The following is a 25,788-nucleotide window of genomic DNA, read 5'->3' as shown; positions in this document are numbered from 1 at the left end:
GCTTGACCTTTGGGGCTGCACTCTGTTGAACCCACCGGGTGTGTTTCACTGCTCAAGGTGGCTGTCCCCGATGGACGATCAGAACAAAAATCTCATCCTTGCAACCGCGCTCAGCTTTCTGGTGATCCTTGTCTGGTTCGTGCTGTTCCCACCGCCGGAATCAACCACGACGCAGGACGCTGCAGAAATTGCTGCTCTGGAAGGCGACGAGGTGCAAACACCCAGCGCGACCAGCACCGTGGGTGAAGCCACAGCGACCGCCGAGGAAACGCTGCCAGAGGAACAAGCCCCTCGCGTCAACATCGACACCCCCCGTCTGAAAGGCAGCCTGTCCCTGTCCGGCGGGCGGATCGATGAGCTGTTTCTGAAAGATTATAAAGTCTCGATCGAAGAAGGCGCGCCTATTGTTGAGCTGCTGTCTCCGGTTGGTTCGGAATCGGCTTATTATGCCCTTTACGGCTGGGCACCGGGTACAGGAGTTGCAGGTGCGGATGTCCCGGGCCCCAACACGCTCTGGACATTGGAAGAGGGTGAGACGCTTGGCGTAGACAACCCCATCACGCTGGCCTGGGACAATGGCAATGGCCTGACTTTCCGCCGCACCATCGCGGTCGACCAGGACTACATGTTCACAGTTACCCAATCGGTTGAAAACGCGACCCAATCCGAGGTGGGCATGGCCCCCTATGGCATTCTTGCACGCCACGGTATTGGTGAAGATGGCGACCTTCCGGGCCTGAAAAACTTCTTCATCCTGCATGAGGGTGTGATCGGCATGGCGGACGGCACGCTGTCAGAAGTTGACTATGGTGATGTCCGCGATTTTGACATCGACCCGAACGAACGGGCGCAGGCCGAGGTCTATCAGGTCAAGGAAGATGGCTGGATCGGCTTCACGGATCACTACTGGATGACCACGCTGATCCCAGAGCCGGGCTCGACCTTCAAAGCAGCCGCAAAATATGACTCGCGCCGCAAAATCTATCAAACCGAAACGGTGCTGCCGACGCTGACCATAGCGCCGGGTGAGACTGCTAAAGTGACCACACGCCTGTTCGCTGGTGCCAAGGAATGGGAAGCCATTCGGGAATACCAGGCCGAAGGTGTGCAGAAGTTCATCGACAGCATCGACTGGGGCTGGTTCTTCTTCCTGACCAAGCCGATCTTCTGGCTGCTGCACAACATCAACCTGCTGATCGGCAACATGGGCTGGTCCATCATCGGCCTGACCCTGATCATCAAGGCGATCCTGTTCCCGCTGGCGTTCAAATCCTACGTTTCGATGGCCAAGATGAAGGAATTGCAGCCCCAGATGGAGGCCTTGAAAGAGGCCGCAGGGGATGACCGCCAGAAGATGCAGCAAGGCATGATGGAGCTGTACAAGAAGGAAAAGGTTAACCCGGCCGCAGGCTGTTTGCCGATCCTGATGCAGATCCCCATCTTCTTCTCGCTGTACAAGGTGATTTTTGTCACCATCGAACTGCGTCAAGCCCCATGGTTTGGCCCGTTCCAGGACCTCAGCGCTCCGGATCCGACCTCAATCTTCAACTTCTTTGGTTGGCTGCCTTGGGCGGCACCGCAGCCTGAAAGCTTCATGGCGCTGATCTTTATCGGTATCCTGCCACTGCTGCTGGGTATCTCGATGTGGCTGCAGCAGAAACTGAACCCGGCACCGACCGATGCAACACAGGCGATGATCTTTGCCTGGATGCCATGGGTTTTCATGTTCATGCTGGGCGGATTTGCCAGCGGTTTGGTGGTCTACTGGATCGCGAACAACACGATCACATTTACCCAGCAATACCTGATCATGCGGAGCCAGGGCTATACGCCCGATGTATTCGGCAACATCAAATCAGGCTTCAAACGAACGCCAAAGACGGACGACAAATGAGCGGTTCGGTCACCAGCATTTGGCGGCACCCGATCAAAAGTCACGGGCGTGAACGCCTTGATCGCATTACCATGATCCCCGGGCATACCATGCCCGGGGATCGTGTTTGGGCGGTTGCACATGAGGCGTCGAAAGCGGATGGATCGGAATGGGCACCCTGCGCCAATTTCAGCCGAGGCGCGAAGGCCCCTCAGTTGATGGCAATCTCGGCGCAGCTGCAAGGCGACTCGGTCACGCTGAGACATCCCAATCGCCCCGATCTAAGCTTTGAGCCCGACACGCATCAGGATACCTTTCTGGACTGGGTCAAACCGCTGATGCCTGCAGATCGCGCTGCGTCTGCCCGCATTATCCGCGCCGCTAATCGCGGCATGACGGACAGCGATTTTCCTTCGATCAGTTTGTGCAACATGTCATCGCATCGGGCGGTCGAACAGAAGCTAGGCAGGGATCTTTCTATCGCTCGCTGGCGCGGAAATATCTGGTTCGATGGCCTGCCGCTGTGGAATGAGTTCGACTGGATTGGCCGCGACCTCCGGATCGGCGAGGCCGTTTTTCATGTGCGCGAACGCATCACGCGGTGTTTGGCGACAACCGCCAACCCTGAAACGGGTGAGCGGGATGCCGACACACTGGGTGCGCTGAGCAGCTGGGATCATCAGGATTTTGGCGTTTATGCCGAAGTTCTGGAAGGCGCCACCATTCACACCGGTGACGAGGTTCAGGTTCTATGACCACACTTCCCTTTCCACTAGCTGAAACTCCAGATGAATTCGCAACGGAAACCGGTCGAAAGCTGTTTGCCGGGCCATCCGAATTCGTCAAAGGCGTCGTTGCCATGGATGGCCTGCCTGCCCCCGATCGGCTGGAGGTATGTTTCGCCGGGCGTTCGAATGTCGGTAAATCCAGCTTGATCAACGCGCTAACGGGCACCAAGGGGTTAGCACGTGCCTCGAACACGCCGGGGCGTACACAAGAGATCAACTTTTTCACGCAAGGGCCTGAACTCTATTTGGTCGACCTGCCAGGGTACGGCTATGCGAACGCGCCGGTGAAGGTCGTGGAAAAATGGCAACGTCTGCTGAAACAGTATCTGAGTGGACGTCAGACCCTGCGCCGTGCCTTCGTCCTGATCGACTCGCGCCATGGGGTGAAACCTGTGGACGCCGAGATCATGAAGCTGCTGGATACCAGCGCAGTGACCTTTCAGTGCGTTCTGACAAAGGCCGACAAGGTCAAAGCAAAAGACCGGGAAAAAGTGCTGGACCAGGTGCGCGCCGCGCTTTCGAAACATCCTGCAGCCTTCCCCGAGATCGTGTTGACCTCATCCGAGAAGGGCGACGGCATTCCGACCCTGCGTTCGATCATTGCGCATCTGGAGTGACGCTGTTCAGCAATATACAAGTCATGAGCTAAGGAAGCCGGGTCGCGCCCATCGGGTACGGCCCGTTCAGATTGGCTGTTTCCGCGATCCGGTCTTGGCACCATCCTCCAAACGCCCTAACACAGGGTCCCAGAGGGACAATCAGCCATGAAGACACGAGATATGAACCGGGATTGGATCGCCACCGCCGCCACATTGAACAGCGCCCTGCCCTATCTGCAGCGATACGACGGTGCGATTGTCGTCATCAAGCTAGGTGGCCACGCCATGGGCAGCGACGAAGCCATGGAAAGCTTTGCGCGCGATGTGGTGCTTATGCGTCAGGTTGGCGTAAACCCGGTCGTCGTGCACGGCGGTGGCCCAATGATCAATGCGATGCTCGACAAACTGGACATCCAGTCCGAGTTTGTGGGTGGTAAACGCGTGACGGACAAAGCCACAGTCGAAGTGGTCGAAATGGTCCTGTCGGGCCTTGTGAACAAGCGGATCGTGCAGGCGATCAATGCGCAGGGTGGCATGGCTGTGGGTCTGTCGGGCAAGGATGCCCATTTGATGATGTGCGAACAGACCGACGCCTCGCTCGGGTTTGTCGGCACACCGTCCGAGATGAACCCCAAAGTCCTGCATGACCTGTTTGCGCATGATGTTATCCCTGTGATCGCGCCGCTGGGCGCAGGTCGGAATGGCGAAACCTTCAATGTGAATGGCGACACTGCAGCCGGGGCGATCGCCTCAGCTCTTAAGGCAGACCGCCTGCTGCTGCTGACCGATGTAGCGGGCGTCAAGAACGCAGCGGGCGATGTCGTGACCGAGCTCAAGGCTGGCCAAATTCGTGAGATGACGCGTGAAGGCACTATTGCGGGTGGTATGATCCCAAAAACCGAAACTGCGCTGGACGCGCTGCATAATGGCGTTCGGGCGGTCGTTATTCTGGACGGGCGCGCGCCCAATGCGGTACTGCTCGAACTGTTTACGGAACACGGTGCCGGATCCTTGATCCGTCCTGATTAACGCCATAGTGATCTTCAACATCTTGCACCGGGCATTAACATGCCCGATTGTGAATGTATGGAGAACGAGCCCCTATTTCGCCTAAGCGTGTTTTTGATCCTGTTTGTTTTGTTTGCGGCGGCAGAGACAATTGCGCCAAAACGCTTACGAACCTGTTCGCGAAAAAATCGGTGGCTAACCAATCTATCAATCACTGTTTTGAACACACTGATGCTCAGGACTATGGCGATTGGGTTGCCCTTATTGGCAGTTGGCGCTGCCATTGATGCCGGGAAAAATGGATTGGGCGTTTTTAATTGGCTCGCCTGGCCAGGGTGGGTTGAGCTTATTCTGTGTGTGCTGATTCTGGATTTTGCAATCTGGCTACAGCATCTGATTACCCACAAGGTGCCAATCCTTTGGCGGCTACATCGTGTGCATCACGCCGACCGAGACATGGACGTCACTACTGCAGTCCGCTTTCACCCTGTTGAAATCGCGTTGTCCATGATCCTGAAAATCGGGCTAATCTATCTGCTCGGCGCCAGCGCCCTGGCTGTGTTCCTGTTCGAGATCCTTCTTAATGGCACAGCGTTGTTCAATCATTCAAACTTGAAGCTCCCCCTTGCCGTTGACGCTGTAGTACGTAGGATTCTTGTGACACCCGATATGCATCGCGTACATCATTCGGTATTCCGAACAGAGCATGACAGCAATTATGGCTTTGCACTGTCTATCTGGGACCGAATGCTGGGGACTTACATTGCACAACCTCGGGACGGGCACGAACAAATGAGCGTGGGATTGGAATGGCAGGACGATCGACCAACAAAACTGGGCTGGAGCCTGGCTCTGCCCTTCCGCCGTTGATGACCTACGCCAATGTCGAACGAGCAGCCACTCAGGTTGGGCTGATAGTTATGGGTGCACTTCATCCAAGGCCCAGTGAAGCAAAGCAACTTAATGACGGAACCCTGATCCTTCTGGGGGCTGCGGGGGCATTCTGGCCTGCTCTGAAGGCCTCGGCTGAGTGGCAGGATGGCCAACCCGACCCGGTTGATCGCTGGTCCAGACGGGTGATCGGCCAGCTTGCGCAGGACATGAGGGGCACCGCCTACTATCCGTTCGGCGGCCCACCATACGCACCCTTCATTGACTGGGCACTTAAGTCCGGTCGCACCTTCAGCAGTCCAGTCGGGGCCCTGGTGCACGATACGGTAGGGATGATGATATCATTCCGTGGTGCGTTGCATTTTGCGGATGAGTTCTCAATTCCATCCGTTTCTCATTCGTCACCCTGCACAGAATGCCCCGCGCCTTGTGCAACAACCTGTCCGGTTGGGGCATTGAACACCCACAGCTTCTATGACGTGGCAGCCTGTCATGATCATCTCGATACCAAGGCGGGACACAGCTGCATGAATAAAGGCTGCCTTGCCCGGCTCGCCTGCCCTCTCAGCGCCGGCGCAGAGCGCCAGCCAGAGCAATCTTCGCATCACATGAAAGCATTTCACCGATCATGACCCGCACACTGATCCTAATGCGCCATGCCAAGTCCAGTTGGGGCGATCCCTTTGCCGAAGATCACGACCGCCCGTTGAACAATCGAGGACGCAAATCGGCCCCCGCGATTGGGGCGTGGCTGCAAAGCAATGGCTGGCTACCGGATGAAGTTAACTGCTCAAGCGCCAAGCGCACGCGGGAAACGTGGGACAGGTTGGGGCTGAGCACCCCGGAAATCCGCTTTACCCCCGCCTTGTATCTGACAGGCCCCGATGAGATGTTCGCCGAATTGGCCACAGCCACCGGCAATACCGTACTCATGCTGGGGCATAATCCCGGCATCGCTGCATTTGCAAATCGGCTGGTACGCAACCAGCCCGACCATTCGAGATTCTACGACTATCCGACTTGTGCAACGACTGTAATCCGGTTCGATATCCCCGACTGGAATGCGCTCAAATGGCATCAGGGTGAGGTTCTGGGCTTCACGATCCCACGCGAGCTGCTGGAATAGAAAAAGGCGAGGTCGACACCCCGCCTTCTTGGTTTTCTTATCCGAGTTTAGTGTCCCAGTATCTGGCTGAGGAACAACTTGGTCCGTTCGCTCTGCGGGTTGTTGAAGAACTCTTCCGGTTCGTTCTGCTCCACAATCTGACCGGCATCCATAAAGATCACGCGGTTGGCGACCTGGCGGGCAAAGCCCATCTCGTGGGTCACACACAGCATGGTCATGCCTTCCTCGGCCAGTTCGATCATGGTGTCGAGCACCTCTTTGATCATCTCAGGGTCCAGCGCCGATGTAGGTTCATCGAACAACATGATCCGCGGCATCATGCACAGCGAGCGGGCAATCGCCACACGCTGCTGCTGACCACCCGAGAGCTGACCGGGATACTTGTCGGCCTGCTCAGGGATCTTCACCTTTTCCAGGAAATGCATCGCGCGCTCTTCGGCCTCTTTCTTGGGCGTCTTGCGCACCCAGATCGGGGCCAGCGTGCAGTTTTCCAGAATGGTCAGGTGCGGGAACAGGTTGAAGTGCTGGAACACCATGCCAACCTCGGACCGGATTTTGTCGATGTTTTTCAGGTCATTCGACAGCTCGGTCCCATCCACAATGATCGTGCCCTGCTGGTGTTCCTCCAGCGCGTTCAGGCAGCGGATCAAGGTAGACTTGCCCGACCCCGACGGCCCCGCGATCACGATCCGCTCGCCCTGATTGACGGTCAGATTGATATCGCGCAGCACGTGGAAGGCCCCGTACCACTTGTTCATATTGGTGATTTCGATGGCGATTTCGTCGCTCACCTGCATTTTGGAGCGGTCGATTTCGCGTTCAATTGCAAGTTCAGACATGTGTTGAACTCCTTAACGGTGGCCAGTCTGAAGCTTGCGCTCCAGGTACATGGAATAACGGGACATGGAGAAGCAAACCACGAAGAACAGAACGCCGATAAAGGCAAACAGTTCCCAGTAGACGCCGTTCCAGGCGGTATCGGCGCGGATGCCGTTGGTCAGGCCAATCACGTCGAACAGACCGATGATCGAGACCAAAGTCGTATCCTTGAAGATACCGATGAACGTGCTCACGATGCCCGGGATCGAGATTTTCAGCGCCTGTGGCATGATGATCAGCCGCTGCGCCTGCCAGTAGTTCAGGCCCAGACTGTCTGCGCCTTCGTACTGACCACGCGGCAGGGCAGCCAGACCACCCCGGATCACCTCGGCCATATAGGCGGCCGAGAACAGGGTCATCATGATCATCACCCGCAGGATGATGTCAAAATTGGTGCCCGGCGGCAGGAACAGGTTCAGCAGCAGCGATGCCACAAACAGCAGGGTAATCAGCGGCACGCCCCGAATGAACTCGATAAAGCCCACGCACAGGTATTTGACGATCATCAGATCGGACTGACGACCCAGCGCCAGCACGATACCGATAGGCAGCGAAACACCAATGGCCACGACACCCAACAGGATCGCTAGCATAAAGCCACCAAAGTCGCGGCTTTCCACCGGCGCGATACCGATCGGAATGATTGCATTGATTGCGTCAGCCACGGAACCGGCAGCAAACAGCCACCATAGTATGGGCAGCGCAATCGCAAGGATAATCGCGGCAAGAGACCCGGCAACCGGAAGCGCAAACTTGTACGCGAAATACCCGATGGCAAATCCGGCGGCGACCATGAGCGGCCCCCAGATCGACCCACCCCACATCAGCCAAGGCAGCAGGAACGGATAAGCCGCCGTTGCAATCAACAGCTTACGCGGCACCTTAGTGAACAACACTGGCGCAATAGCAACCAACAACAGGATGAAGGTCAGGTTCGGACGGAAATAGGCCGGCCATGCCCCGGTTTCAGGCGGGTTCGACCATGTGGCATCCGGATGCGCCGGATACGGCGGATAGAACCCATATAGCAGCTGTAGCCAACGATCCTTGATCACACCCCAGCAGGCATGACCATGCGTATCGCCCCAGGTGGCCATCATGATCTCACGACATTCCGACAGGGAATTGGCGTTCCAAACAGATTCGAACGTCCAGGACAGGATGTTGGAGAGCACATAGTAGATGAAGACCAGCGATACGATCGTCAGGATGGCGTTCAGCCAGCTTGAAAACAGGTTATGCTTGATCCAGCCCAGTACACCGACCTCGGAGGCGGGTGGTGCCTGTTCCGGCAACATTTCCGTGCGGACAAATGAAACATCACTCATATTACCGCTCCACCAGTTTGACACGGTTGTTGTACCAGTTCATCACCGCCGAAATGCTCAGCGAGATGGACAGGTAGACCAGCATCAGCAGCAGAACGCATTCCAGCTCGCGACCGGTTTGGTTCATGGTGATGCCACCCAGCGTACCCGTGATGTCCATATATCCGACCGCGATCGCCAGCGACGAGTTCTTGGTCAGGTTCAGATAGTTCGAGATCATTGGCGGGATGATCACCCGCAACGCCTGCGGCAAGATCACCAGACGCATGGTCCGGCCCGGGCGCAGGCCCAGTGCGGATGCGGCCTCGGTCTGACCCTTGGAAATGGCCAGAATACCGGCGCGCACGATCTCGGCGATGAATGCCGCAGTGTACAGCGACAGGGCCAGCCACAAGGCAATCAGCGAGTTACGAAGGTGGGTACCGCCGCTGAAGTTGAAGCCTTTCAGCTCAGGGTAGCCCAGGTGAAAACCCAGAACGCCCAGCAGGATGGCTGATGGCACGAACAAAAGGCCCAGTTGGATGTGCCAAATGGTCGGGCGATCGCCGGTCTTTTCTTGCGTTGAATTGGCCCAGGCCGAAACCTTGCGCATCGCAAAGATGCTGCCGCCAAACACGATCAAGAAGGCGATCAGGTCAAGCGAAACATCAAAGCGCAGGCTTGATGTACCGAAAAGGTGGATATCGCCCAATCCGCGCGAGAACAGAAACTCGGGGATATAGACACCGCGATTTGTGACCGCGACCGTGCCAAAAAGATCCATCGTGGCTTCTGGGTTTTCACCTCGGAAGGCGCGCGGTGCTGGCAGGCTTTCAATCAGGATCGCCATGGCGAACACGATCCAAAGCAGCACTGGAACGTTACGGAACATCTCGACATAGACCGTCATGATCCGCGCGATCAGCCAGTTATTCGACAGGCGCAAAACACCGACCATGACACCGATGATCGTTGCTGTGATACAGCCCAGAACTGCAACAACCAGAGTGTTTAGCAGGCCTATAAACGCCGCGCGCAGATGTGTATCGCGCGAGTCGTATTCCAGCAGGCGTTGGTTGATGTCATAGCTGGCCGGTTCGGCAAAAAAGTCGAACCCGACTGTTCTGCCCAGCGTTTCAAGGTTCTGAATGGTGTTGTTGATAATCCAGGCTGCCAGAAGCATGAAACCGATCATCGCTATGACCTGAATGGTCGCAGATCGGTACCGCGTATCATAAAGGAGCATGGACAGCCGGAAGTGCTCCTTCGGCGGGTCAGTGAGTGTCGTCATGACCTATGTATATCCCCGTGCATCCCGGATGTTGGCAGAGTTTGCCTCTGCTCAGATCGTTCCGGGCGTGTTTCTTATGGAAGGAAAAAGGGCGCGGGTTCCCCCGCGCCCTTTTCCGTGGATCTTAGCGGAAAGGCGGTGCGTACAGCAGGCCACCATCGGTCCACTGTGCGTTCAGGCCGCGTGCCAGACCGATCGGGGTTTCCTCCCCGATGTTCTTGGCAAACACTTCGCCGTAGTTACCGCCGACTTTGATCGCGCGCTGTGCCCAGTTCGCGTCCAGACCCAGCATCTCACCCAGCGTACCTTCGGTACCCAACAGGCGGTTTACCTCTGGGTTGTCGGTGGCGCCACTGGACATCTCGTCGATGTTCGCCGAGGTTACACCCAGCTCTTCCGCTGCGATCAGTGCGTTCAGGGTCCAGCGGACCACATCGCCCCACTCGTGATCGCCGTGACGGACCAGCGGGCCCAGCGGCTCTTTCGAGATGATTTCGGGCAGGATCACGTGGTCGCCTGCGTTTTCAAAGGTGGCGCGCGTAGCAGCCAGACCCGATGCGTCGGTAGTGTAAACGTCACAGGCACCAGCCAGATACTGCTGCTGCGCTTCGGCGTTGGTTTCGATCGGAACCGGCTCGTAGCTCATGTTGTTGATGCGGAAGAAATCCGCCAGGTTAAGCTCAGTTGTGGTGCCGGTCTGGATGCAAACGGTTGCACCGTCCAGTTCCTTGGCCGAGCTGACGCCCAGTGCCTTGGGAACCATGAAGCCCTGACCATCGTAGTAGTTGATGCCGACGAATTCGAACTTCAGGTCGACGTCGCGGCTGAAGGTCCACGTGGTGTTACGGGCCAGCATGTCAATCTCGCCCGAAGCCAGCGCGGTGAAACGTGTTTTACCGGTGGTCGGGATGAACTCAACGGCGCTTGGGTCGTCCAGAACGGCGGCGGCTACCGCGCGGCATACGGCCACGTCAAAACCCTGCCACTCACCATTGGCATCGGGGCTGGCAAAGCCGGGTACGCCGGTTGCGACGCCGCAGTTCAGCTTGCCGCGGGCTTTCACGTCGTCAACGGTACCCGCTGCAGCTGCGCCAGCAGCCAGGCCGGCAATGGTTGCCACGCCCAAAATTACGGATTTTTTCATTTTTACCTCTTCCTGATTTTCCATCCCTGAATGGAACGGTTCGATCCGGCGCATAGGCGCCAGAAAGGTTACCCAAAAGGTGTCTCCCCTTTAGTGGCCCGAGTTTGGGCGTATTCATCAACAAACGTCAAGGGCTGGATCAGGGAAAACGATAGGTCTTTTCTGCCAGAATCGGACACAAATTCACGATTTGACGAGAATCCGTCTCAGAACGAGAGGTCAAAGAACTGCTTTGCGTGCAGAAAGGCGGCCCGTTTCACTTCGGCGGCAGCATGTGCCTCATCGTCGTGGCCCCATTGTTCGATCTGCCAAAGCTCGTCCAGCCGAGAAATGCGCCATATCTCATCCGGTTTGCGCCAATTCTGCGCAGCGGCAAAACCAAGAATCAATGACCCCGACAGGCTGACGAGGTCATGAAACGCCGCCAGCTGGAACGCATTCAGTCCATGCACCCGGTCACGCAGGCCTTGCAGCACCTCGGCAGCTTGCGGTTGATGCACCACCCCTGCACGCGGGATCAACCGCGCGCCCAGCGCGTCCGCAGCCCAATCCAATGCAGGATCCCAGGCCTCGGACTGCCGCTGCTGCAACGTTTCGGGATGGGTCGCCCGATAACACAGCAGATCCGAGTCGCCGTAATCGGCCAGCATATCGGCAACCTCACCATGCTGGTGCCGCACCTTGTCGATCGCCGCATTGGCCGAACGGGTGAATGGCATCGTGGTCGGATCGATTTCCTTTTCCTGTGCATCCCATTCCCGTGCAACGGCCTCGGCCATGGCACGCGTGGGCAGGTCCAGCGCAGCCTTGGCGGGCGTTTTGACCCGTCGACCATCCAGTTCAACCGTATAGCCCACGTCGGTCTCAACGACCGTGCTTGTCGTCCAGAAGCGTTTGGGTTTCCAGTCGCTCATCTCTTTAGCCCCAGATCTTGGCCAGTGCGCCTGGCAATTCTTCGAATGTTTCGATCACATGTGTCGCAGCCGTCAGTACCCGACGATCGTGATAACCCCAGCTGACACCGATCCCGGCAACCTGCGCGGCTGCGGCCATATCCATGTCAAAGCTGGTGTCGCCCACCATGACGGCTTGCGCAGCCGGCACGCCCGTTTCAGCCAAAGCTGTTTCTATCATCGACGGGTGCGGCTTGGACGGGTGGTGATCTGCAACCTGACGAGTAATGAAATGCTGCTGCAACCCATGCCCTTCAAGCAGCGCATCAAGCCCGCGCTGAGATTTGCCTGTGGCCACTCCCAAAAGAACCTCGGGCTGAGCGTGAAGAGCCTCAATCACTTGGCGCGCACCGGGATAAAGCGGCGAGCTTGCGGCGCCCTGCTCCAACCTTTGCGCGTGATAGGCCTGCTTATATCCGTCAACCAATGCGCTTTGTATCCGCTCGGACTGATCTGCTGCCAGACGCGCCATTGCATGGGGCAGAGATAAACCGACGATGGACAGGATGGCGTCACGGTCCGGGACCGGCAGTGACTGCGCCTGAAAACAGGCGGTCATTGCCGAAACAATGGCACCCTGACTATCGACCAGAGTGCCATCCACATCAAACAGGACTAGCCGCAATGGGGCGTTCATCGCAACTCCTCAAACGGATCATCTGCAGCGAGGTCTTCGGTCCAGCCCAGCGTATCCCAGCTGTGTTTCATATGATCCGGTAAAGGCGCCGTAAGCGAGATGGGTTTGCGGGTCATCGGGTGTTCAAAGGACAGGCTGCGGGCGTGGAGGTGCAGCTTTTTGCTGATGATACCTCCCAACTGCGCGCCCCAGCCATCGCCGAGGTTTTCCTGCCCCGAGCCGCCATATTTCCCATCGCCAATGATCGGGTGACCGATCGCCGCCATATGCGCACGCAGCTGATGAGTTCGCCCAGTCACCGGCTCCATCGCAACCCAGGCGGCTCGCCCTGCAACGCGATAGAGCGTTGCATAGAGCGTATGCGCGCGTTTTGCGCCGGGCGTATCGTTCACCTCGCTCGGATGAACAGCGATCATCTTCTCGCCTTCGCCATGCTTACCATGCCCCGGTGCCTTGACCAGCCCGGTCTTGATTTCGCCCAGGTACGGAGTTGGAACACCAGCTACCAGCGCCCAATAGATCTTTTCGGTGTTTCGGTGCCGGAAGGCTGCCGTCAGCCCTTTGGCGGCCTCGCGCGTACGGGCCATCAGCAGAACGCCAGATGTGTCCTTATCCAAACGATGCACAAGGCGCGGGTTCTCGTCATACCCAAAGCGCAACGCTTCGGACAGGCTGTCCACATGGCGGGTTTGACCGCTGCCACCCTGAACTGGCAAGCCATGCGGCTTGTTCAGCGCCAGCACGTGATCGTCTTTATAAATCACGCAAGACTGGATCATCTTTGCGTCAGCGTCCGAAACACGATGCTTTACGACAGCGGGCTTATGGTCGGCGTCTGGCAGCGGCGGCACGCGCACAGACTGCCCGGCCTCTAGCCGCGTCGAAGCTTTGACCCGACTGCCATCTACGCGCAGTTCACCCTTGCGGCACATCTTCTCGATCCGGCCCTGGCTGACATGAGGAAACAGGCGGCGCAGCCAACGATCCAGCCTCTGGTCGCCATCGTCCTCTGCTACGGTGATCACCTGTACGCCGCTCATGCCATTGCCCCTTGTTCCGCACGGCTGATCCGCCCGGATTGTGCGTGTTTCAGTGCCTTAGAAATCATGCGCGTCTGTCGCGCGCATCGGGTGCAGAGTCAAGTCTAGCCCTGATTGCGTTGCGTTCTCAGCTTGGCGAAGTATTCCAGCCGTTTTTTCAGCTCGCGCTCAAAACCACGCTCTATCGGCTGATAGAGAACCGGGCGCTTCATATCATCCGGGAAATAGTTCTGACCCGAGAACCCATCTTCGGCATCGTGGTCATAGGCATACCCTGCACCATATCCCTGATCCTTCATCAGCGATGTCGGAGCGTTCAGGATATGTTTGGGTGGCGGTTCACTGCCCGATTGCTTGGCCAGCCGCATCGCCGCCTTATACCCCACATAGGCCCCGTTCGATTTCGGAGCGAGAGCCAGATACACCAACGCCTGCGCCAGTGCCAACTCGCCCTCGGGCGAGCCCAGCCGTTCATAGGTTTCCCAACTGTGCAGGCAGATCGATTGCGCCTGAGGATCGGCCAAACCGATATCTTCAACCGCCATCCGCGTGATCCTCCGCGCCAGATAGCGCGGGTCTTCGCCGCCGGTCAGCATCCGCGCAAACCAATACAGCGCCGCGTCAGGGTCCGATCCACGCACCGATTTGTGCAGGGCTGAGATCAGATTATAATGCTCATCCCCCGATTTGTCGTATTTTGCGGCCCGCCGCATCAGGCGCGTCGACAATGCATCCGGGTCCAGATCGGCGTCCACTTTCCAAGCAGCTACCTGTTCAATCAGGTTCAGTAGTGCGCGACCGTCGCCATCCGCCATCTCCTGCAGCGCCTCGCGGGCGGCAGACGTTAGTGGCAAGGCGCGGTCAAGCTCTTTCTCGGCGCGTTGTGTCAAACGCTCAAGATCAGCAAGGCTAAGGCGTTCCAGAACCAACACCTGAGACCGGCTGAGTACCGCCGCGTTTAGCTCGAAGGAAGGGTTTTCGGTCGTCGCGCCAACCAGGAGGATCGTGCCGTCCTCCATATGCGGCAGAAACCCGTCCTGTTGCGCTTTATTGAAACGGTGGATTTCGTCAACAAATAGTAAGGTGCCCTGCCCGTTCTGACGACGGATTTTAGCAGCCTCAAATACCTTCTTCAGATCCGGCACACCGGTAAAAATCGCGCTGATCTGTACGAAATGCAGATCGGTCTCCTGCGCCAGCAACCGGGCGATGGTTGTCTTTCCTACACCCGGCGGGCCCCAGAAGATCAGGCTGGACAGGCTACCTGACGCGAGCATCACCCCCAATGGCGCATCTAGTCCCAAAACCTGCTCTTGCCCGATCACCTCAGACAGGGATTGTGGGCGCAAGCGATCCGCAAGCGGCCTGTGCGGCGAAGCGGTTGGTTCCGCAGAACCGGTATCGAACAAATCACTCACGGATCACAACCGAAACCGCAATGAGATTAACCGGCTTCCCCGCTCAATCTCCATCTGTACCCGGCGACCTGGATCGGTCAGGGCCTGAACGATATCCTCCGGTGTCTCGGTTCTGGTTCCGTTGATACCTTTTACGACATCGCCCACACGCAATCCTGCGCGGCCGCCATAGCGGTTCGGATCAACCACTACGACGCCGGTCTGAGACAGCGACAAGCCAAGCTTTACGATCACCGCCGGATTTACACCCGAAACGATCAGACCTGGCATGACCGTATCCTCGTCCAGCGTAGTCTCATCCGCCGCAGGCGTTTCAGGCGGTTTGATCAGCGCCACTTCAATATCCGAGCGGTCTTCGCCCCGCAGCCGAGTCAGGACCGACTTTCCACCCACCCCGGCAACAGCCATGCGAAATTTCATCTCGGCCGGAGAATTCACCTCGTCTCCGTCGACATGAGTGACAACGTCCCCGACCCGCAGACCCGCTTCTGCCAGCGGACTCAGTTCATGTAAGTCAGAAATCACCACCCCGAGAGGGATGGCCATACCCAGAGACTCGGCTATATCCGCGCTCATGTGTTGACCGGCCATTCCTGCCCAAGGACTTACGAAGCTTTCGTTGCCTGCCTGCGCCTGCCGCAGGAATTCGGCCACCAGATTGGCCGGAATGGCAAATCCGATACCGTTCGATCCACCTGACCGTGTCAGGATTGAGGTGTTTATACCAATCAGATCGCCATTCACATCGATAAGCGCGCCACCGGAATTGCCCGGGTTGATCGCCGCATCGGTTTGAATGAAGTACCCTCGTGCATTTCCCGTCGCTGTTCCGGTACGCGCCAGCCCTGAAATAATTCCTGATGAAACAGTTTGGCCTACGCCGAACGGATTTCCGATCGCCAGCGTCAGCTCTCCTACTTCAACCTGATCGGAATCGCGCATCTGCAGGAACGGCAGATCGTTTGCCTCTTCCAACCGCAAGATTGCAATGTCGCTTTCTTTGTCACCCAGAACGACTTCGGCAGTGAATTCACGACGGTCGGTAGTCACGACCTGAATTTCCGATGCCATCCCCACAACGTGGTAGTTTGACACCACATACCCATCACCTGTGAGGATCACGCCAGAGCCGAGCGAATTCTGCACACGGGGGCGTGGCGTCCCAAATCCACGGCCAAAGAAGTCCTGAAAGAACGGGTCAGAAAATAGCGGATTTGCCCGCCCTTCGCGCACAATCTTGGCGTAGATGTTCACAACCGCCGGGGCAGCCTGCTTTACGACAGGGGCGAACCCGAGGCTGATTTCGGTCTGGCTTTTTGGTACCTGCGTCTCCGCGGCTGCCGGTATTGCGCCCATCAGCAATACTAGGGAACACAATAGTCTTAGCATCATCGGCCCTCCGGCAATATCGCCAACCGGATATGCGGGGCCGGTGCAAAGATTGCAAGCGACATAACCCGCTGCCTTCGACAATGCCGAGGATCTACCGCTTTCTTTTGAGCTATTCGCACAAATACACAGCTTCAGCATTATGGCTTCGCAAAGCGTTGCAAAAGTTTCACAGGGAGTTGTGTTATGTGTTGGACTTGGCGCTGAATCCAATCAGAGGGAACGACCATGCACAAAGACCGGGAATTGACCTTTGCAACGGCCCTTGCCTCTCATCATCGAAATAAGAGCTTTGTGCGGGAAGAGCACGCCCACGAGTATTACCAGGCCTCACTACTGAGTGCCGTCATGCAGGGGGTCTATGATGGGACTGTTTCCATTGGTCAGCTGCTGGAACACGGAGATTTCGGTCTCGGTACCTTCAACGCCCTGGACGGAGAAATGGTGGTGCTGGATGGTGTCGCTTATCGCCTGGATGGGGAAGGCAAAGCGACAATTGCGGATAACGGCGCGCTGACACCATACGCAGCCGTCATTGACTTCAAACCAACGATTTCGCTTGCGTTGGATTCTCCGGTTAACAAATCCGATTTCGAGGAGGGTTTGGATGACATGGCCGATGCAAAGAACCTGTTTTATGCGGTTCGTTTCACCGGATTGATCAAACACATTAGGTATCGAAACGTTTTGAAACAGGAACGGCCATACAGACCTTTGCTGGAAGTCGTCAAAACGCAGGCCGAGTTTGAATTGGAAAACGTGGAGGGAACTATTCTCGGGTTCCGCTGCCCTGACTACGCAGTCGGGATCGGCGTACCGGGTTACCACTTGCATTTCATCTCTGACGACCGGACCACCGGTGGGCACGTACTTGATTATACATTGACCCGGGGAGAGATCGAAATCGATCACACCTCGTCTCTTCATCTGGAACTGCCAGAGACAGAGGATTTCTCTGACGCCAATTTGTCCGCGGGAGCGTCAGCGGATGGCATTCTGAAAGCCGAAAGCAATTAAATTTAGACCGCCTTGGATTGTCACACGGAGCAAAAGAAAACCCCCGCGTCTGCGACGCGGGGGCTGAAACTCAGATATAGCCAAGGCTTATTCTTCGTCTGCGGCCTCTTCAGCGGCAACACGAGCTTTGTCAGCTGCGCCTTTGGCGTCGATGTCGCGGTCAACGAATTCGATGATCGCCATCGGTGCCATGTCGCCATAGCGGAAGCCTGCTTTTAGGATACGGACATAACCGCCCTGACGCTCGGCGTAACGAGGGCCCAGAACTTCGAACAGCTTGGCGACGTCTTTGTCTTCTTTCAGCTGTGCTGCGGCCTGACGGCGGGCGTGCAGGTCGCCGCGCTTGCCCAGAGTGATCAGTTTTTCAACGATCGGGCGCAGTTCTTTTGCCTTGGGCAGAGTTGTTTTGATTTGCTCATGCTCGATGAGCGAGCCAGCCATGTTTGCAAACAGAGCTTTGCGGTGCTCATGAGTACGGTTCAGGCGGCGATAACCACGTGCGTGACGCATTTTCTAGTTCCTTCTTTCGCGTTTTGCTTTGTCTGGCCGGCGATGCGTGTCACCGGCTCTCCTTGGGGCGGAAGTGCCCATATGGTCCCCGGCAGCCCGGGCATTTGTGAAAACGCGCTTAGAACGCGTCTTCAAATTTCTTGGCCAGATCTTCGATGTTGTCGGGCGGCCAGTCCTCGACATCCATGCCGAGGTGCAGACCCATACCGGACAGCACTTCCTTGATCTCGTTCAGCGACTTGCGGCCGAAGTTCGGAGTGCGCAGCATCTCGGCTTCGGTCTTCTGGATCAGATCGCCGATGTAAACGATGTTGTCGTTCTTCAGGCAGTTTGCCGAACGGACCGACAGTTCCAGCTCGTCCACTTTCTTCAGCAGCAGAGGGTTGAACTCCAGACCATCGTCTTCGTCCTGGCGGCCAGCCGATTCCGGCTCGTCGAAATTGACGAAGATTGACAGCTGATCCTGCAGGATGCGTGCGGCAAATGCCAGCGCGTCTTCCGGCGTGATCGAACCGTCGGTGTCGATCTTCAGGGTCAGCTTGTCATAGTCCAGAACCTGACCTTCACGGGTCGGCTGAACGTCATAGGCAACCTTTTTGACCGGCGAATAGATCGCGTCGATCGGGATCAGGCCGATGGGTGCGTCTTCGGGCTTGTTCTTCTCAGCCGAAACGTAACCTTTGCCGGTGTTGACGGTCAGTTCCATGAACAGGTCAGCGCCATCATCCAGGTGGCAGATGACGTGATCGCGGTTCAGAACCTCGATGCCAGCGCTTTCGCTGATGTCGCCAGCGGTGACAACTGCGGGGCCTTTGGCATTGATCGACAGGCGCTTGGGCCCTTCGACTTCCATGCGCAGGGATACGCCTTTGAGGTTCAGGATGATGTCGGTGACGTCTTCACGTACACCGGCAACCGAGCTGAACTCGTGCAAGACGTTGTCGATCTGAACGCTGGTGATGGCCGCGCCTTGCAGCGAGCTCATCAGAACGCGACGCAGCGCGTTGCCCAGGGTCAGACCAAAGCCACGTTCCAGCGGTTCTGCAACCAGGGTTGCCTGACGTGCGGGATCGTTGCCCGGCTTGCCGTCAAGCTGGGTCGGCTTGATCAATTCTGCCCAATTCTTATGGATCATGTAATCCCTCCATTCCTGTCCGCGCCCCATGACCAACAAGGTGCAGACGCCCGAGGTTCAAAATGACGTGCTGGGGCCGTGCAAAAACACAGCCCCAGCCTAATTCAAAATCGCTTAGACGCGACGACGCTTCGGCGGACGGCAGCCGTTGTGAGCGATCGGGGTCACGTCGCGGATCGACGTGATGTTGAAGCCCACTGCAGCCAGCGCACGCAGAGCCGATTCACGACCCGAACCGGGGCCCTGAACTTCGACTTCCAGCGTCTTGACGCCATGTTCCTGCGCCTTTTTGCCTGCATCTTCTGCAGCCATCTGAGCGGCGTAGGGGGTCGATTTCCGCGATCCCTTGAAGCCCATGGTACCGGCAGACGACCACGAGATGGCGTTGCCCTGTACGTCCGAGATCAGGATCTTGGTGTTGTTGAAGGTCGAGTTCACATGGGCAACGCCCGATGCGATGTTCTTACGCTCTTTGCGCTTAACGCGAGTCTTATCACGTGCCATCGGTCAGACCCTCCCTTATTTCTTCTTACCGGCAATGGCCTTTGCGGGGCCTTTGCGGGTACGAGCATTGGTGTGGGTACGCTGACCGCGAACCGGCAGGTTGCGGCGGTGACGCAGACCGCGATAGCAGCCCAGGTCCATCAGGCGCTTGACGTTCATCTGAACTTCACGACGCAGGTCACCTTCGACGGTGAAGTTTGCATCGATGTGCTCGCGGATGGCCAGAACTTCGGCGTCGGACAGTTCATTGACGCGACGGTGCGCTTCGATGCCTACGGCTTCGCAGATCGCTTTGGCCGAGGTGTTTCCGATACCGGTGATATATGTGAGGGCGATTGGTACCCGCTTTGCAGTCGGGATGTTTACGCCGGCAATACGTGCCACGTGTCACTTTCCTTTTTGTTGCGGTTCCGTAACTCCGGAACCTTTTTTCACAACACTTGACCGTGGCAGTGACGCCAGAGGGTCCAGTATTATTCGAGGTGGTCGGGGCAATTGGGACGAATCCCGCATGCGGTCTTGATTCCCTTTAGGGATGGGGGTGCGTAGAGACTTTTAAGAGGATCGTCAAGCCATACAAAGTGAGGTTGGAATTTCATTCCCTCACCACATCGACCCGATGCGACATATCGTGGCAAATCCGGAGGCCTTGATCCGAAAATTTACACTGTATCTCTTCACGCTCTGCACTGAGTTTCCCTCCAAAAAATCTAAAAGCAAGGAATGGAAGAGAAAATAAGAAGGCAACCGATATTGTCGATTTGAGCGGTGGAAAGAAACCGAGTATCGGACCAAACATAAAGATAGCCGTAAACACGCAAATAGCAGGCAAGGTTCGTTGCCTGAACGTAGTGCTTTCCGCCTTTATAAGCTCTCCATATCTTTCGAATGCTTCTTCAAGATCTTCAGGAACCGGAACAGTCGTCGACTGCATCACCCCAAAACAGCTTCAATCGACGCCGTAACTTCCTTGATATCCGCCAGCCCGTTCACCGGACGCAGATCGCCTTTGGCGTAGTAGTAACCAATCAGCGGAGAGGTCTTTTTATAGTATTCCATCAACCGCGTGCGCAGGCTGTCTTCGTTGTCGTCGGCGCGACGGACAAAGTCATTTTCCTTGCCGCAATTGGTGCATTTGCCATCCGCAGGAATCGGCTTGGTGTTGTCGTTATAGACCTCACCACATCCGCCGCAGGTTGACCGCGCCGTGATCCGGTCCACCAGCGCGTCATCGTCCACACGCATCTCGATCACCGTATGCAGCGACTGGCCCAGCTTGGTCAGCAGAGCCGACAACGCGTCGGCCTGCGCCAGCGTCCGGGGGAAGCCGTCAAAGATGAAACCGGCGCCTTTTTCGGTGGTCAGTTTCTCTTCGATCAAGCCGATCACGATCTCATCGGTGACCAGCTTGCCCGCGTCCATGATCGCAGCAACCTTCTGGCCCATTTCCGTGCCCGAGGTTTTCGCCTCGCGCAGCATGTCTCCGGTGCTGAGTTGCACCATACCGCGGGTTTCAACCAGGTGACGCGCCTGCGTTCCTTTGCCTGCCCCCGGGGGGCCGAGAAGAATGATGTTCATCGACGAGCAGCTCCCTTTCTGCCGCGTTTCTTGCCTTTGCCGCGCAGCTGGGACTTTTCAATCAGCCCTTCGTATTGATGCGCCAGCAGGTGGCTCTGGACTTGTTGGATCGTGTCCATGGTCACAGAGACGATAATCAGAACCGAGGTGCCTCCGAAATAGAACGGGATAGCAAACTGGCCCCGCAGGATTTCAGGCAGCAGACAAACGGCCGCCAGATAGGCCGAACCCAGAACCAGCACGCGGTTGACCACGTATTCCAGATACTCGGCGGTTTTCTTGCCCGGACGGATACCCGGTACAAAACCGTTCTGCTTTTTCAGGTTGTCCGCCACATCGTCCGGCTTGAACGACACGTTGAACGTGTAGAAATAGGCGAAGAACACGATCATCGAAGCGAAGAACAGCAGATAAAGCGGCTGTCCGGGGCCGAAGTTGGCCAGCAGCCACGACATCACCGGGCCATTTGTGGCGCCCGACGAGAAGGTCGAGATCGTTACCGGCAGCAACAGCAGCGAGCTTGCAAAGATCGCAGGGATCACACCCGCCGGGTTCACCTTGACCGGCAGGTGGCTGGAGCCGCCTTCGTAGACTTTCATACCAGCCTGACGGCGCGGGTATTGGATATGGATCTTGCGCAGGGCCCGCTCCATGAACACCACAAAGGTGATCACGGCGATGACCATGATGATCACACCCACGATCACGGCGGGGCTGATCGCACCGCTGCGGCCCGAAGCGAAGAACTGCGCCAGAGCGGCGGGAACCTCGGCAATAATGCCAACGAAGATGATTAGAGAGATACCGTTACCGATGCCGCGCGCGGTGATCTGCTCGCCCAGCCACATCAGGAACATGGTGCCGCCGACCAAAGTGATCATGGTCGACATACGGAAGAACATGCCCGGATCGGTCGCAAGATCGCCCGATTCCAACGAAACCGCCAGACCATAAGCCTGAACGGTGGCCAGAGCCACGGTACCGAAACGGGTGTATTGGTTGATCTTCTTGCGCCCTTGCTCGCCCTCTTTCTTGAGCTGTTCGAGCGCGGGAACCATCGATGTCAGCAGCTGCACGATGATCGAGGCCGAGATATAGGGCATGATGCCGAGGGCAAAGATACCCATCCGCCCCAGCGCCCCGCCGGTGAACATCGAAACCATGCCGCCGATGCCCTGCCCCGCTTGCTCCATGAACTCACGCAGGGCTTGCCCGTCGATACCTGGAACCGGAATGAAGGTGCCCAGACGATAGACGATCAACAAACCCAGCGTGAACAGGATGCGGTTGCGCAGATCGGTGGCTTTGCCCAAAGCAGCCCAGCTTGTGTTGGCTGCCATTTGTTCTGCTGCTGATACCATAAATCGGTCTCTCTTATGAAAACACCGCCCGGAACCGTTTTCCGGCTCGGGCGGCGTCTTGGAAAACTCTGAGGTCTATGTAAGCGGGTCTTGGCCCGCTCACAAGCGCTTACTCTGCCGCAGCAGCTTTTGTGACCGTAAGTGAGCCGCCCGCTTTCTCAACCGCTTCAACAGCAGCTTTCGAAGCACCGGTGACTTCCAGGTTCACTTTGGCGCTGATCTCGCCTTTCGCCAGAACGCGGATACCGTCCAGCTTGCGACGGACCAGACCGGATGCAACCAGCGCGTCCTCGGTGATCGCAGCTTTGGCGTCCAGCTTGCCGGCGTCGACGAATTTCTGGATCAGGCCCAGATTGATAACGGCGAATTCCTTGCGGTTCGGCTTGTTGAAGCCACGCTTGGGCAGGCGCTGGTACAGCGGCATCTGGCCGCCTTCGTAGCCATTGATGGCCACACCCGAACGGGATTTCTGGCCTTTGATACCACGGCCACCCATTTTACCTTTGCCGGAACCGGGGCCACGGCCAACGCGGGTGCGTTTCGGTGCGGCGCCGGGATTGTCGCGCAATTCGTTCAGTTTCATTTCGCTTCTCCTAAGCCGGATGTGACCCCCGAAGCGTGATGGGCCAAACACGGCATTTCTTGATTTTGATTCTTGTGGACGGAAATCCACCGGAGCGCTCTACAGCGTTGCGGCCTCGGTTGCAAGCATTGTTCAATCACATCCCCAATACCAAAAGAGGCGCCGTATAGGCGCCTCTTCAACGGTGAGTGGTTGGGGTGTTACCCACAGTAGGCGTGTTCGCGCGCGATATCCGCGATATCGCAGCGACGAATACCGATATCATCCAGTTCGCGGTTAGTCAGGCGCTGAAGCTCGGTATAGGTGCGGTTATATTCCGTCGCCCGGGCGCGGTTTTCTTTCACGCGCTCAAACAGGTTCGCAATACGGGCGCTCAGATTGAAGCCGCCATGTGTCAGTGTAGCTGTATGTGCCATATCTTTGATCCTTTAGAATGTCGGGGCGCATTCCCCGATGTCACTTGATTTGTTCCTTCATTGGACAGGCGTGAGATAGGCACAGACGATAACGCTAACAACGCGTGTTTCGGTCTAGCCGGTATGCGTTTTGTGAATGGCAATACAGGGTCCACCTGCTACTCTGAATGCACCGAGTGTCCGCTCAGCAGGCAAAGCCGCTGTTTGATTTCGCGGTATACGAGGCTAAGCTGCGGCGACGGATTCGGGTAGTTACACACAAATTCAATCAAGCACAGATGCTCCTCGCGGAAACAAAAACGAGGTTGACAGCAAGCATATGAGAATGGTCGCATAAGCTATAGTCTGATTAGCAGGGAATATAGCCATGAAAATTCCTTTCAGTGCGACCTTATTTATTTGGCTTTGTATGTCATCTACCTCTGCGTGGGCACAAGAAACCACCGAGGGTAGGCAAGTTGGTGAAATGACCATCTCGGAGGCCGACATGCATGCCCCTGCATCAGATGCGTTTTCGCCTTATGCGGGACGTGACTTTCCAACTAGACCTCTTTGGGGCGACACCCACTTGCATACATCGCTCTCACTTGACGCGCGTGCGTTTGGTGTACTTCTTTCGCCTTCAGACGCGTTTCGGTTTGCACGAGGAGAAGAAGTAACTACTTCTCACGGCCTACGGGCGAAGTTGTCTCGCCCGCTCGATTGGCTCGTTGTTTCAGACCATTCAGACGCGATGGGGGCGATGAACGAGATCGTCGCGGGGAACGCAACTTTGATGGGCGACCCAACTTTACGCGATTGGAACGACAGGTTGAACCAAGGAGGCAATGTGGCTCTTGGAGCGACAATGGAGGTTATCGAAACTTTCGCCGGAATTACCGGTGAAGCTTTGCCGGAGGCTATTGCGGACCGTCGTTTTGTACAGTCGGTTTGGGATGACTTTACGGAAACTGCAGATGCCTATGATCAACCGGGATCGTTCACCGCGTTTATCGGCTACGAATGGACGTCGACAGAGGGTGGTAACAACTTGCACCGTAATGTCATCTATAGGGACGACAAAATTCGCGCGCGGCAAATGTTGCCGTTTACGACTGCCGAGACTTTCAATCCTGAAGATCTGTGGGATTGGATGGAAAGATACGAAGAAACGACAGGCGGGCGCGTCCTTGCATTGGCGCACAACGGAAATGTTTCCAATGGTTTGATGTTTCCTGTCGAGACAAACCCCGATACCGGCGAACCGCTCACAGGAGATTACGCGGAAAGACGCGCCAAATGGGAGCCACTGTATGAGATTACTCAGATCAAAGGCGACGGCGAGGCCCACCCGTTCCTGAGCCCAAATGACGAGTTTGCAGATTACGAAACATGGGACGTCGCAAACCTGGGCCCTGTCCCCAAAGAAGACTGGATGTTGCAGTACGAGTATGCTCGCGAGGCTTTAAAAAATGGATTGAAGCTTGAGACGCAGCTTGGGACCAACCCTTACAAGTTCGGTGTCGTGGGATCCACAGACAGTCACACGGCCTTGGCGACAGCTCAGGAAGATAACTTTTTTGGTAAGCACTCAGGCGTGGAACCTGAGCCTGGGCGCTGGCAGCATGTTGTCGGCGAGTTTGAAGCGACCAGAATTCTGGGCTGGCAGATGGCTGCCTCTGGTTATGCGGCGGTTTGGGCCAAGGAAAATACGCGAGCATCTATTTTCGACGCGATGGAACGCAAGGAAGTATATGGTACAACGGGTAGTCGGATCACGGTACGTTTCTTCGGGGGATGGGATTTCGAAGAACACGATGCTCAATCGCGGCTTCCTGCGGAGATTGGGTATGGCAAAGGCGTACCGATGGGGGCAGATCTACCGGAAGCGCCCGGTGATGCCTTTGCGCCGAATTTTCTCGTCGCTGCACTCAAGGATCCGTACTCGGGTAATCTGGATCGTATTCAGATAGTCAAGGGCTGGCTAACAGAAGCCGGTGAGACACAAGAAAAGGTTTTTGATGTCGTCTGGTCCGGCGATCGGGATATCGGTGCCGATGGCAAGCTACCGCCTGTCGGCAATACCGTGGACGTCGAAACCGGCACGTTCACGAATTCAATCGGATCGCCGGAATTGATAACCGTCTGGTCTGATCCCGAGTTTGATCCGGGACAAAAAGCCTTTTACTACGCGCGCGTGCTGGAAATCCCCACGCCGCGATGGACGGTTTACGAAGCTATTCGGTTCGGCGACGAACTACCTGAAGAAGTACCTACATCCACACAAGAACGGGCTTATACTTCGCCCATTTGGTACACTCCGGAGGGGTAACACTTCACCGCAAACGCGCTCATGTTTTAT

At 56.7% G+C, this 25,788-nt stretch carries 27 protein-coding genes; 9 read left to right on the top strand and 18 right to left on the bottom strand.

All coding sequences use genetic code 11. The features are described 5' to 3' along the window. The first annotated feature begins 70 nt into the window (after window positions 1–70). The 7 genes from yidC to ACRZ96_RS20150 all read left to right on the top strand — a co-directional run bounded on the left by yidC (window position 71) and on the right by ACRZ96_RS20150 (window position 6,285). Complete coding sequence (yidC, locus tag ACRZ96_RS20180) at window positions 71–1,894, top strand: membrane protein insertase YidC (RefSeq protein ID WP_480814993.1); 1,824 nt, start codon at window positions 71–73, stop codon at window positions 1,892–1,894. Next, window positions 1,891–2,628: an MOSC domain-containing protein gene (locus ACRZ96_RS20175; protein WP_480814992.1), complete on the top strand. Its 738-nt coding sequence runs from the start codon at window positions 1,891–1,893 to the stop codon at window positions 2,626–2,628. The genes yidC and ACRZ96_RS20175 overlap by 4 nt, the downstream gene beginning before the upstream one ends. Further along, on the top strand, window positions 2,625–3,278 hold the full coding sequence (gene yihA, locus ACRZ96_RS20170; RefSeq protein WP_170392875.1) for a ribosome biogenesis GTP-binding protein YihA/YsxC: 654 nt from the start codon (window positions 2,625–2,627) through the stop codon (window positions 3,276–3,278). The genes ACRZ96_RS20175 and yihA overlap by 4 nt, the downstream gene beginning before the upstream one ends. Window positions 3,279–3,425: 147 nt before the next feature. Then, complete coding sequence (gene argB, locus ACRZ96_RS20165; RefSeq protein WP_170508738.1) at window positions 3,426–4,289, top strand: acetylglutamate kinase; 864 nt, start codon at window positions 3,426–3,428, stop codon at window positions 4,287–4,289. Window positions 4,290–4,346: 57 nt separating this feature from the next. Further along, entirely contained in the window at window positions 4,347–5,138 is a 792-nt protein-coding gene (locus tag ACRZ96_RS20160; protein ID WP_170567446.1) for a sterol desaturase family protein, read from the top strand. Further along, the gene (locus ACRZ96_RS20155; RefSeq protein WP_480814991.1) at window positions 5,138–5,791 is read left to right on the top strand and encodes a ferredoxin; all 654 of its coding nucleotides are present in this window, start codon (window positions 5,138–5,140) and stop codon (window positions 5,789–5,791) included. The genes ACRZ96_RS20160 and ACRZ96_RS20155 overlap by 1 nt, the downstream gene beginning before the upstream one ends. Further along, window positions 5,788–6,285, top strand: a complete 498-nt coding sequence (locus ACRZ96_RS20150) for a SixA phosphatase family protein (RefSeq protein ID WP_480772257.1) — start codon at window positions 5,788–5,790, stop codon at window positions 6,283–6,285. The genes ACRZ96_RS20155 and ACRZ96_RS20150 overlap by 4 nt, the downstream gene beginning before the upstream one ends. Window positions 6,286–6,332: 47 nt before the next feature. Here ACRZ96_RS20150 and ACRZ96_RS20145 read toward each other — a convergent pair whose 3' ends face one another. The 9 genes from ACRZ96_RS20145 to ACRZ96_RS20105 form a co-directional block, all read right to left on the bottom strand. Next, entirely contained in the window at window positions 6,333–7,124 is a 792-nt protein-coding gene (locus ACRZ96_RS20145; RefSeq protein ID WP_304621965.1) for an amino acid ABC transporter ATP-binding protein, read from the bottom strand. A 12-nt stretch (window positions 7,125–7,136) separates the two neighbouring features. Further along, the gene (locus ACRZ96_RS20140; RefSeq protein ID WP_480707642.1) at window positions 7,137–8,492 is read right to left on the bottom strand and encodes an amino acid ABC transporter permease; all 1,356 of its coding nucleotides are present in this window, start codon (window positions 8,490–8,492) and stop codon (window positions 7,137–7,139) included. A gap of 1 nt (window position 8,493) precedes the next feature. After that, window positions 8,494–9,762, bottom strand: a complete 1,269-nt coding sequence (locus ACRZ96_RS20135) for an ABC transporter permease subunit (protein ID WP_170392881.1) — start codon at window positions 9,760–9,762, stop codon at window positions 8,494–8,496. 124 nt (window positions 9,763–9,886) lie between these two features. After that, window positions 9,887–10,906, bottom strand: coding sequence for an amino acid ABC transporter substrate-binding protein (locus ACRZ96_RS20130; RefSeq protein WP_170392882.1), 1,020 nt, complete (start codon window positions 10,904–10,906; stop codon window positions 9,887–9,889). Window positions 10,907–11,112: 206 nt separating this feature from the next. Continuing rightward, complete coding sequence (locus ACRZ96_RS20125) at window positions 11,113–11,820, bottom strand: ATP12 family protein (protein ID WP_170392883.1); 708 nt, start codon at window positions 11,818–11,820, stop codon at window positions 11,113–11,115. 4 nt (window positions 11,821–11,824) lie between these two features. Beyond that, on the bottom strand, window positions 11,825–12,496 hold the full coding sequence (locus tag ACRZ96_RS20120; RefSeq protein WP_170392884.1) for an HAD-IA family hydrolase: 672 nt from the start codon (window positions 12,494–12,496) through the stop codon (window positions 11,825–11,827). Further along, the gene (locus ACRZ96_RS20115; protein WP_480707643.1) at window positions 12,493–13,536 is read right to left on the bottom strand and encodes an RluA family pseudouridine synthase; all 1,044 of its coding nucleotides are present in this window, start codon (window positions 13,534–13,536) and stop codon (window positions 12,493–12,495) included. Before ACRZ96_RS20115 ends, ACRZ96_RS20120 begins: the two co-directional genes overlap by 4 nt. A gap of 104 nt (window positions 13,537–13,640) precedes the next feature. Continuing rightward, entirely contained in the window at window positions 13,641–14,954 is a 1,314-nt protein-coding gene (locus ACRZ96_RS20110; protein WP_480707644.1) for a replication-associated recombination protein A, read from the bottom strand. A 3-nt stretch (window positions 14,955–14,957) separates the two neighbouring features. Beyond that, entirely contained in the window at window positions 14,958–16,343 is a 1,386-nt protein-coding gene (locus ACRZ96_RS20105; RefSeq protein WP_480707645.1) for a trypsin-like peptidase domain-containing protein, read from the bottom strand. 228 nt (window positions 16,344–16,571) lie between these two features. Between ACRZ96_RS20105 and budA the strand changes: the two genes are divergently transcribed. After that, the gene (gene budA / locus ACRZ96_RS20100; RefSeq protein WP_480707646.1) at window positions 16,572–17,360 is read left to right on the top strand and encodes an acetolactate decarboxylase; all 789 of its coding nucleotides are present in this window, start codon (window positions 16,572–16,574) and stop codon (window positions 17,358–17,360) included. Between the two features lie 87 nt (window positions 17,361–17,447). On the opposite strand, the gene rplQ is transcribed toward budA, so the two are convergent. The 9 genes from rplQ to ACRZ96_RS20055 all read right to left on the bottom strand — a co-directional run bounded on the left by rplQ (window position 17,448) and on the right by ACRZ96_RS20055 (window position 23,447). Continuing rightward, complete coding sequence (gene rplQ / locus ACRZ96_RS20095) at window positions 17,448–17,870, bottom strand: 50S ribosomal protein L17 (RefSeq protein WP_170392888.1); 423 nt, start codon at window positions 17,868–17,870, stop codon at window positions 17,448–17,450. A 118-nt stretch (window positions 17,871–17,988) separates the two neighbouring features. Continuing rightward, window positions 17,989–19,005, bottom strand: coding sequence for a DNA-directed RNA polymerase subunit alpha (locus ACRZ96_RS20090; RefSeq protein ID WP_010437127.1), 1,017 nt, complete (start codon window positions 19,003–19,005; stop codon window positions 17,989–17,991). Between the two features lie 114 nt (window positions 19,006–19,119). Next, window positions 19,120–19,509, bottom strand: a complete 390-nt coding sequence (gene rpsK / locus ACRZ96_RS20085) for a 30S ribosomal protein S11 (RefSeq protein WP_008757289.1) — start codon at window positions 19,507–19,509, stop codon at window positions 19,120–19,122. A gap of 15 nt (window positions 19,510–19,524) precedes the next feature. After that, window positions 19,525–19,893 carry a 30S ribosomal protein S13 gene (gene rpsM / locus ACRZ96_RS20080; RefSeq protein ID WP_008757392.1) on the bottom strand — a complete coding sequence of 123 codons (369 nt, stop codon included), beginning with the start codon at window positions 19,891–19,893 and terminating at the stop codon, window positions 19,525–19,527. Between the two features lie 211 nt (window positions 19,894–20,104). Then, entirely contained in the window at window positions 20,105–20,443 is a 339-nt protein-coding gene (locus tag ACRZ96_RS20075) for a hypothetical protein (RefSeq protein ID WP_480814990.1), read from the bottom strand. Then, a complete protein-coding gene (locus ACRZ96_RS20070; RefSeq protein WP_170424551.1) occupies window positions 20,443–21,087 on the bottom strand; it encodes an adenylate kinase in 645 nt (214 codons plus the stop codon). Before ACRZ96_RS20070 ends, ACRZ96_RS20075 begins: the two co-directional genes overlap by 1 nt. Next, window positions 21,084–22,448, bottom strand: coding sequence for a preprotein translocase subunit SecY (gene secY, locus ACRZ96_RS20065; RefSeq protein ID WP_170392890.1), 1,365 nt, complete (start codon window positions 22,446–22,448; stop codon window positions 21,084–21,086). The genes ACRZ96_RS20070 and secY overlap by 4 nt, the downstream gene beginning before the upstream one ends. Window positions 22,449–22,557: 109 nt before the next feature. Beyond that, the gene (rplO, locus tag ACRZ96_RS20060; protein ID WP_039538304.1) at window positions 22,558–23,031 is read right to left on the bottom strand and encodes a 50S ribosomal protein L15; all 474 of its coding nucleotides are present in this window, start codon (window positions 23,029–23,031) and stop codon (window positions 22,558–22,560) included. Between the two features lie 200 nt (window positions 23,032–23,231). Further along, window positions 23,232–23,447, bottom strand: a complete 216-nt coding sequence (locus ACRZ96_RS20055; protein WP_170609974.1) for a DUF1127 domain-containing protein — start codon at window positions 23,445–23,447, stop codon at window positions 23,232–23,234. A gap of 367 nt (window positions 23,448–23,814) precedes the next feature. Here ACRZ96_RS20055 and ACRZ96_RS20050 point away from each other — a divergent pair, with 367 nt between their 5' ends. Beyond that, window positions 23,815–25,758 carry a DUF3604 domain-containing protein gene (locus tag ACRZ96_RS20050; RefSeq protein ID WP_480814989.1) on the top strand — a complete coding sequence of 648 codons (1,944 nt, stop codon included), beginning with the start codon at window positions 23,815–23,817 and terminating at the stop codon, window positions 25,756–25,758. The last annotated feature ends 30 nt before the right edge of the window (window positions 25,759–25,788 follow it).

It is taken from the genome of Ruegeria sp. CF1, assembly GCF_056537445.1.
Note: the sequence above shows the minus strand (reverse complement) of the source record. Positions and strands in the feature narration are given on the sequence as shown.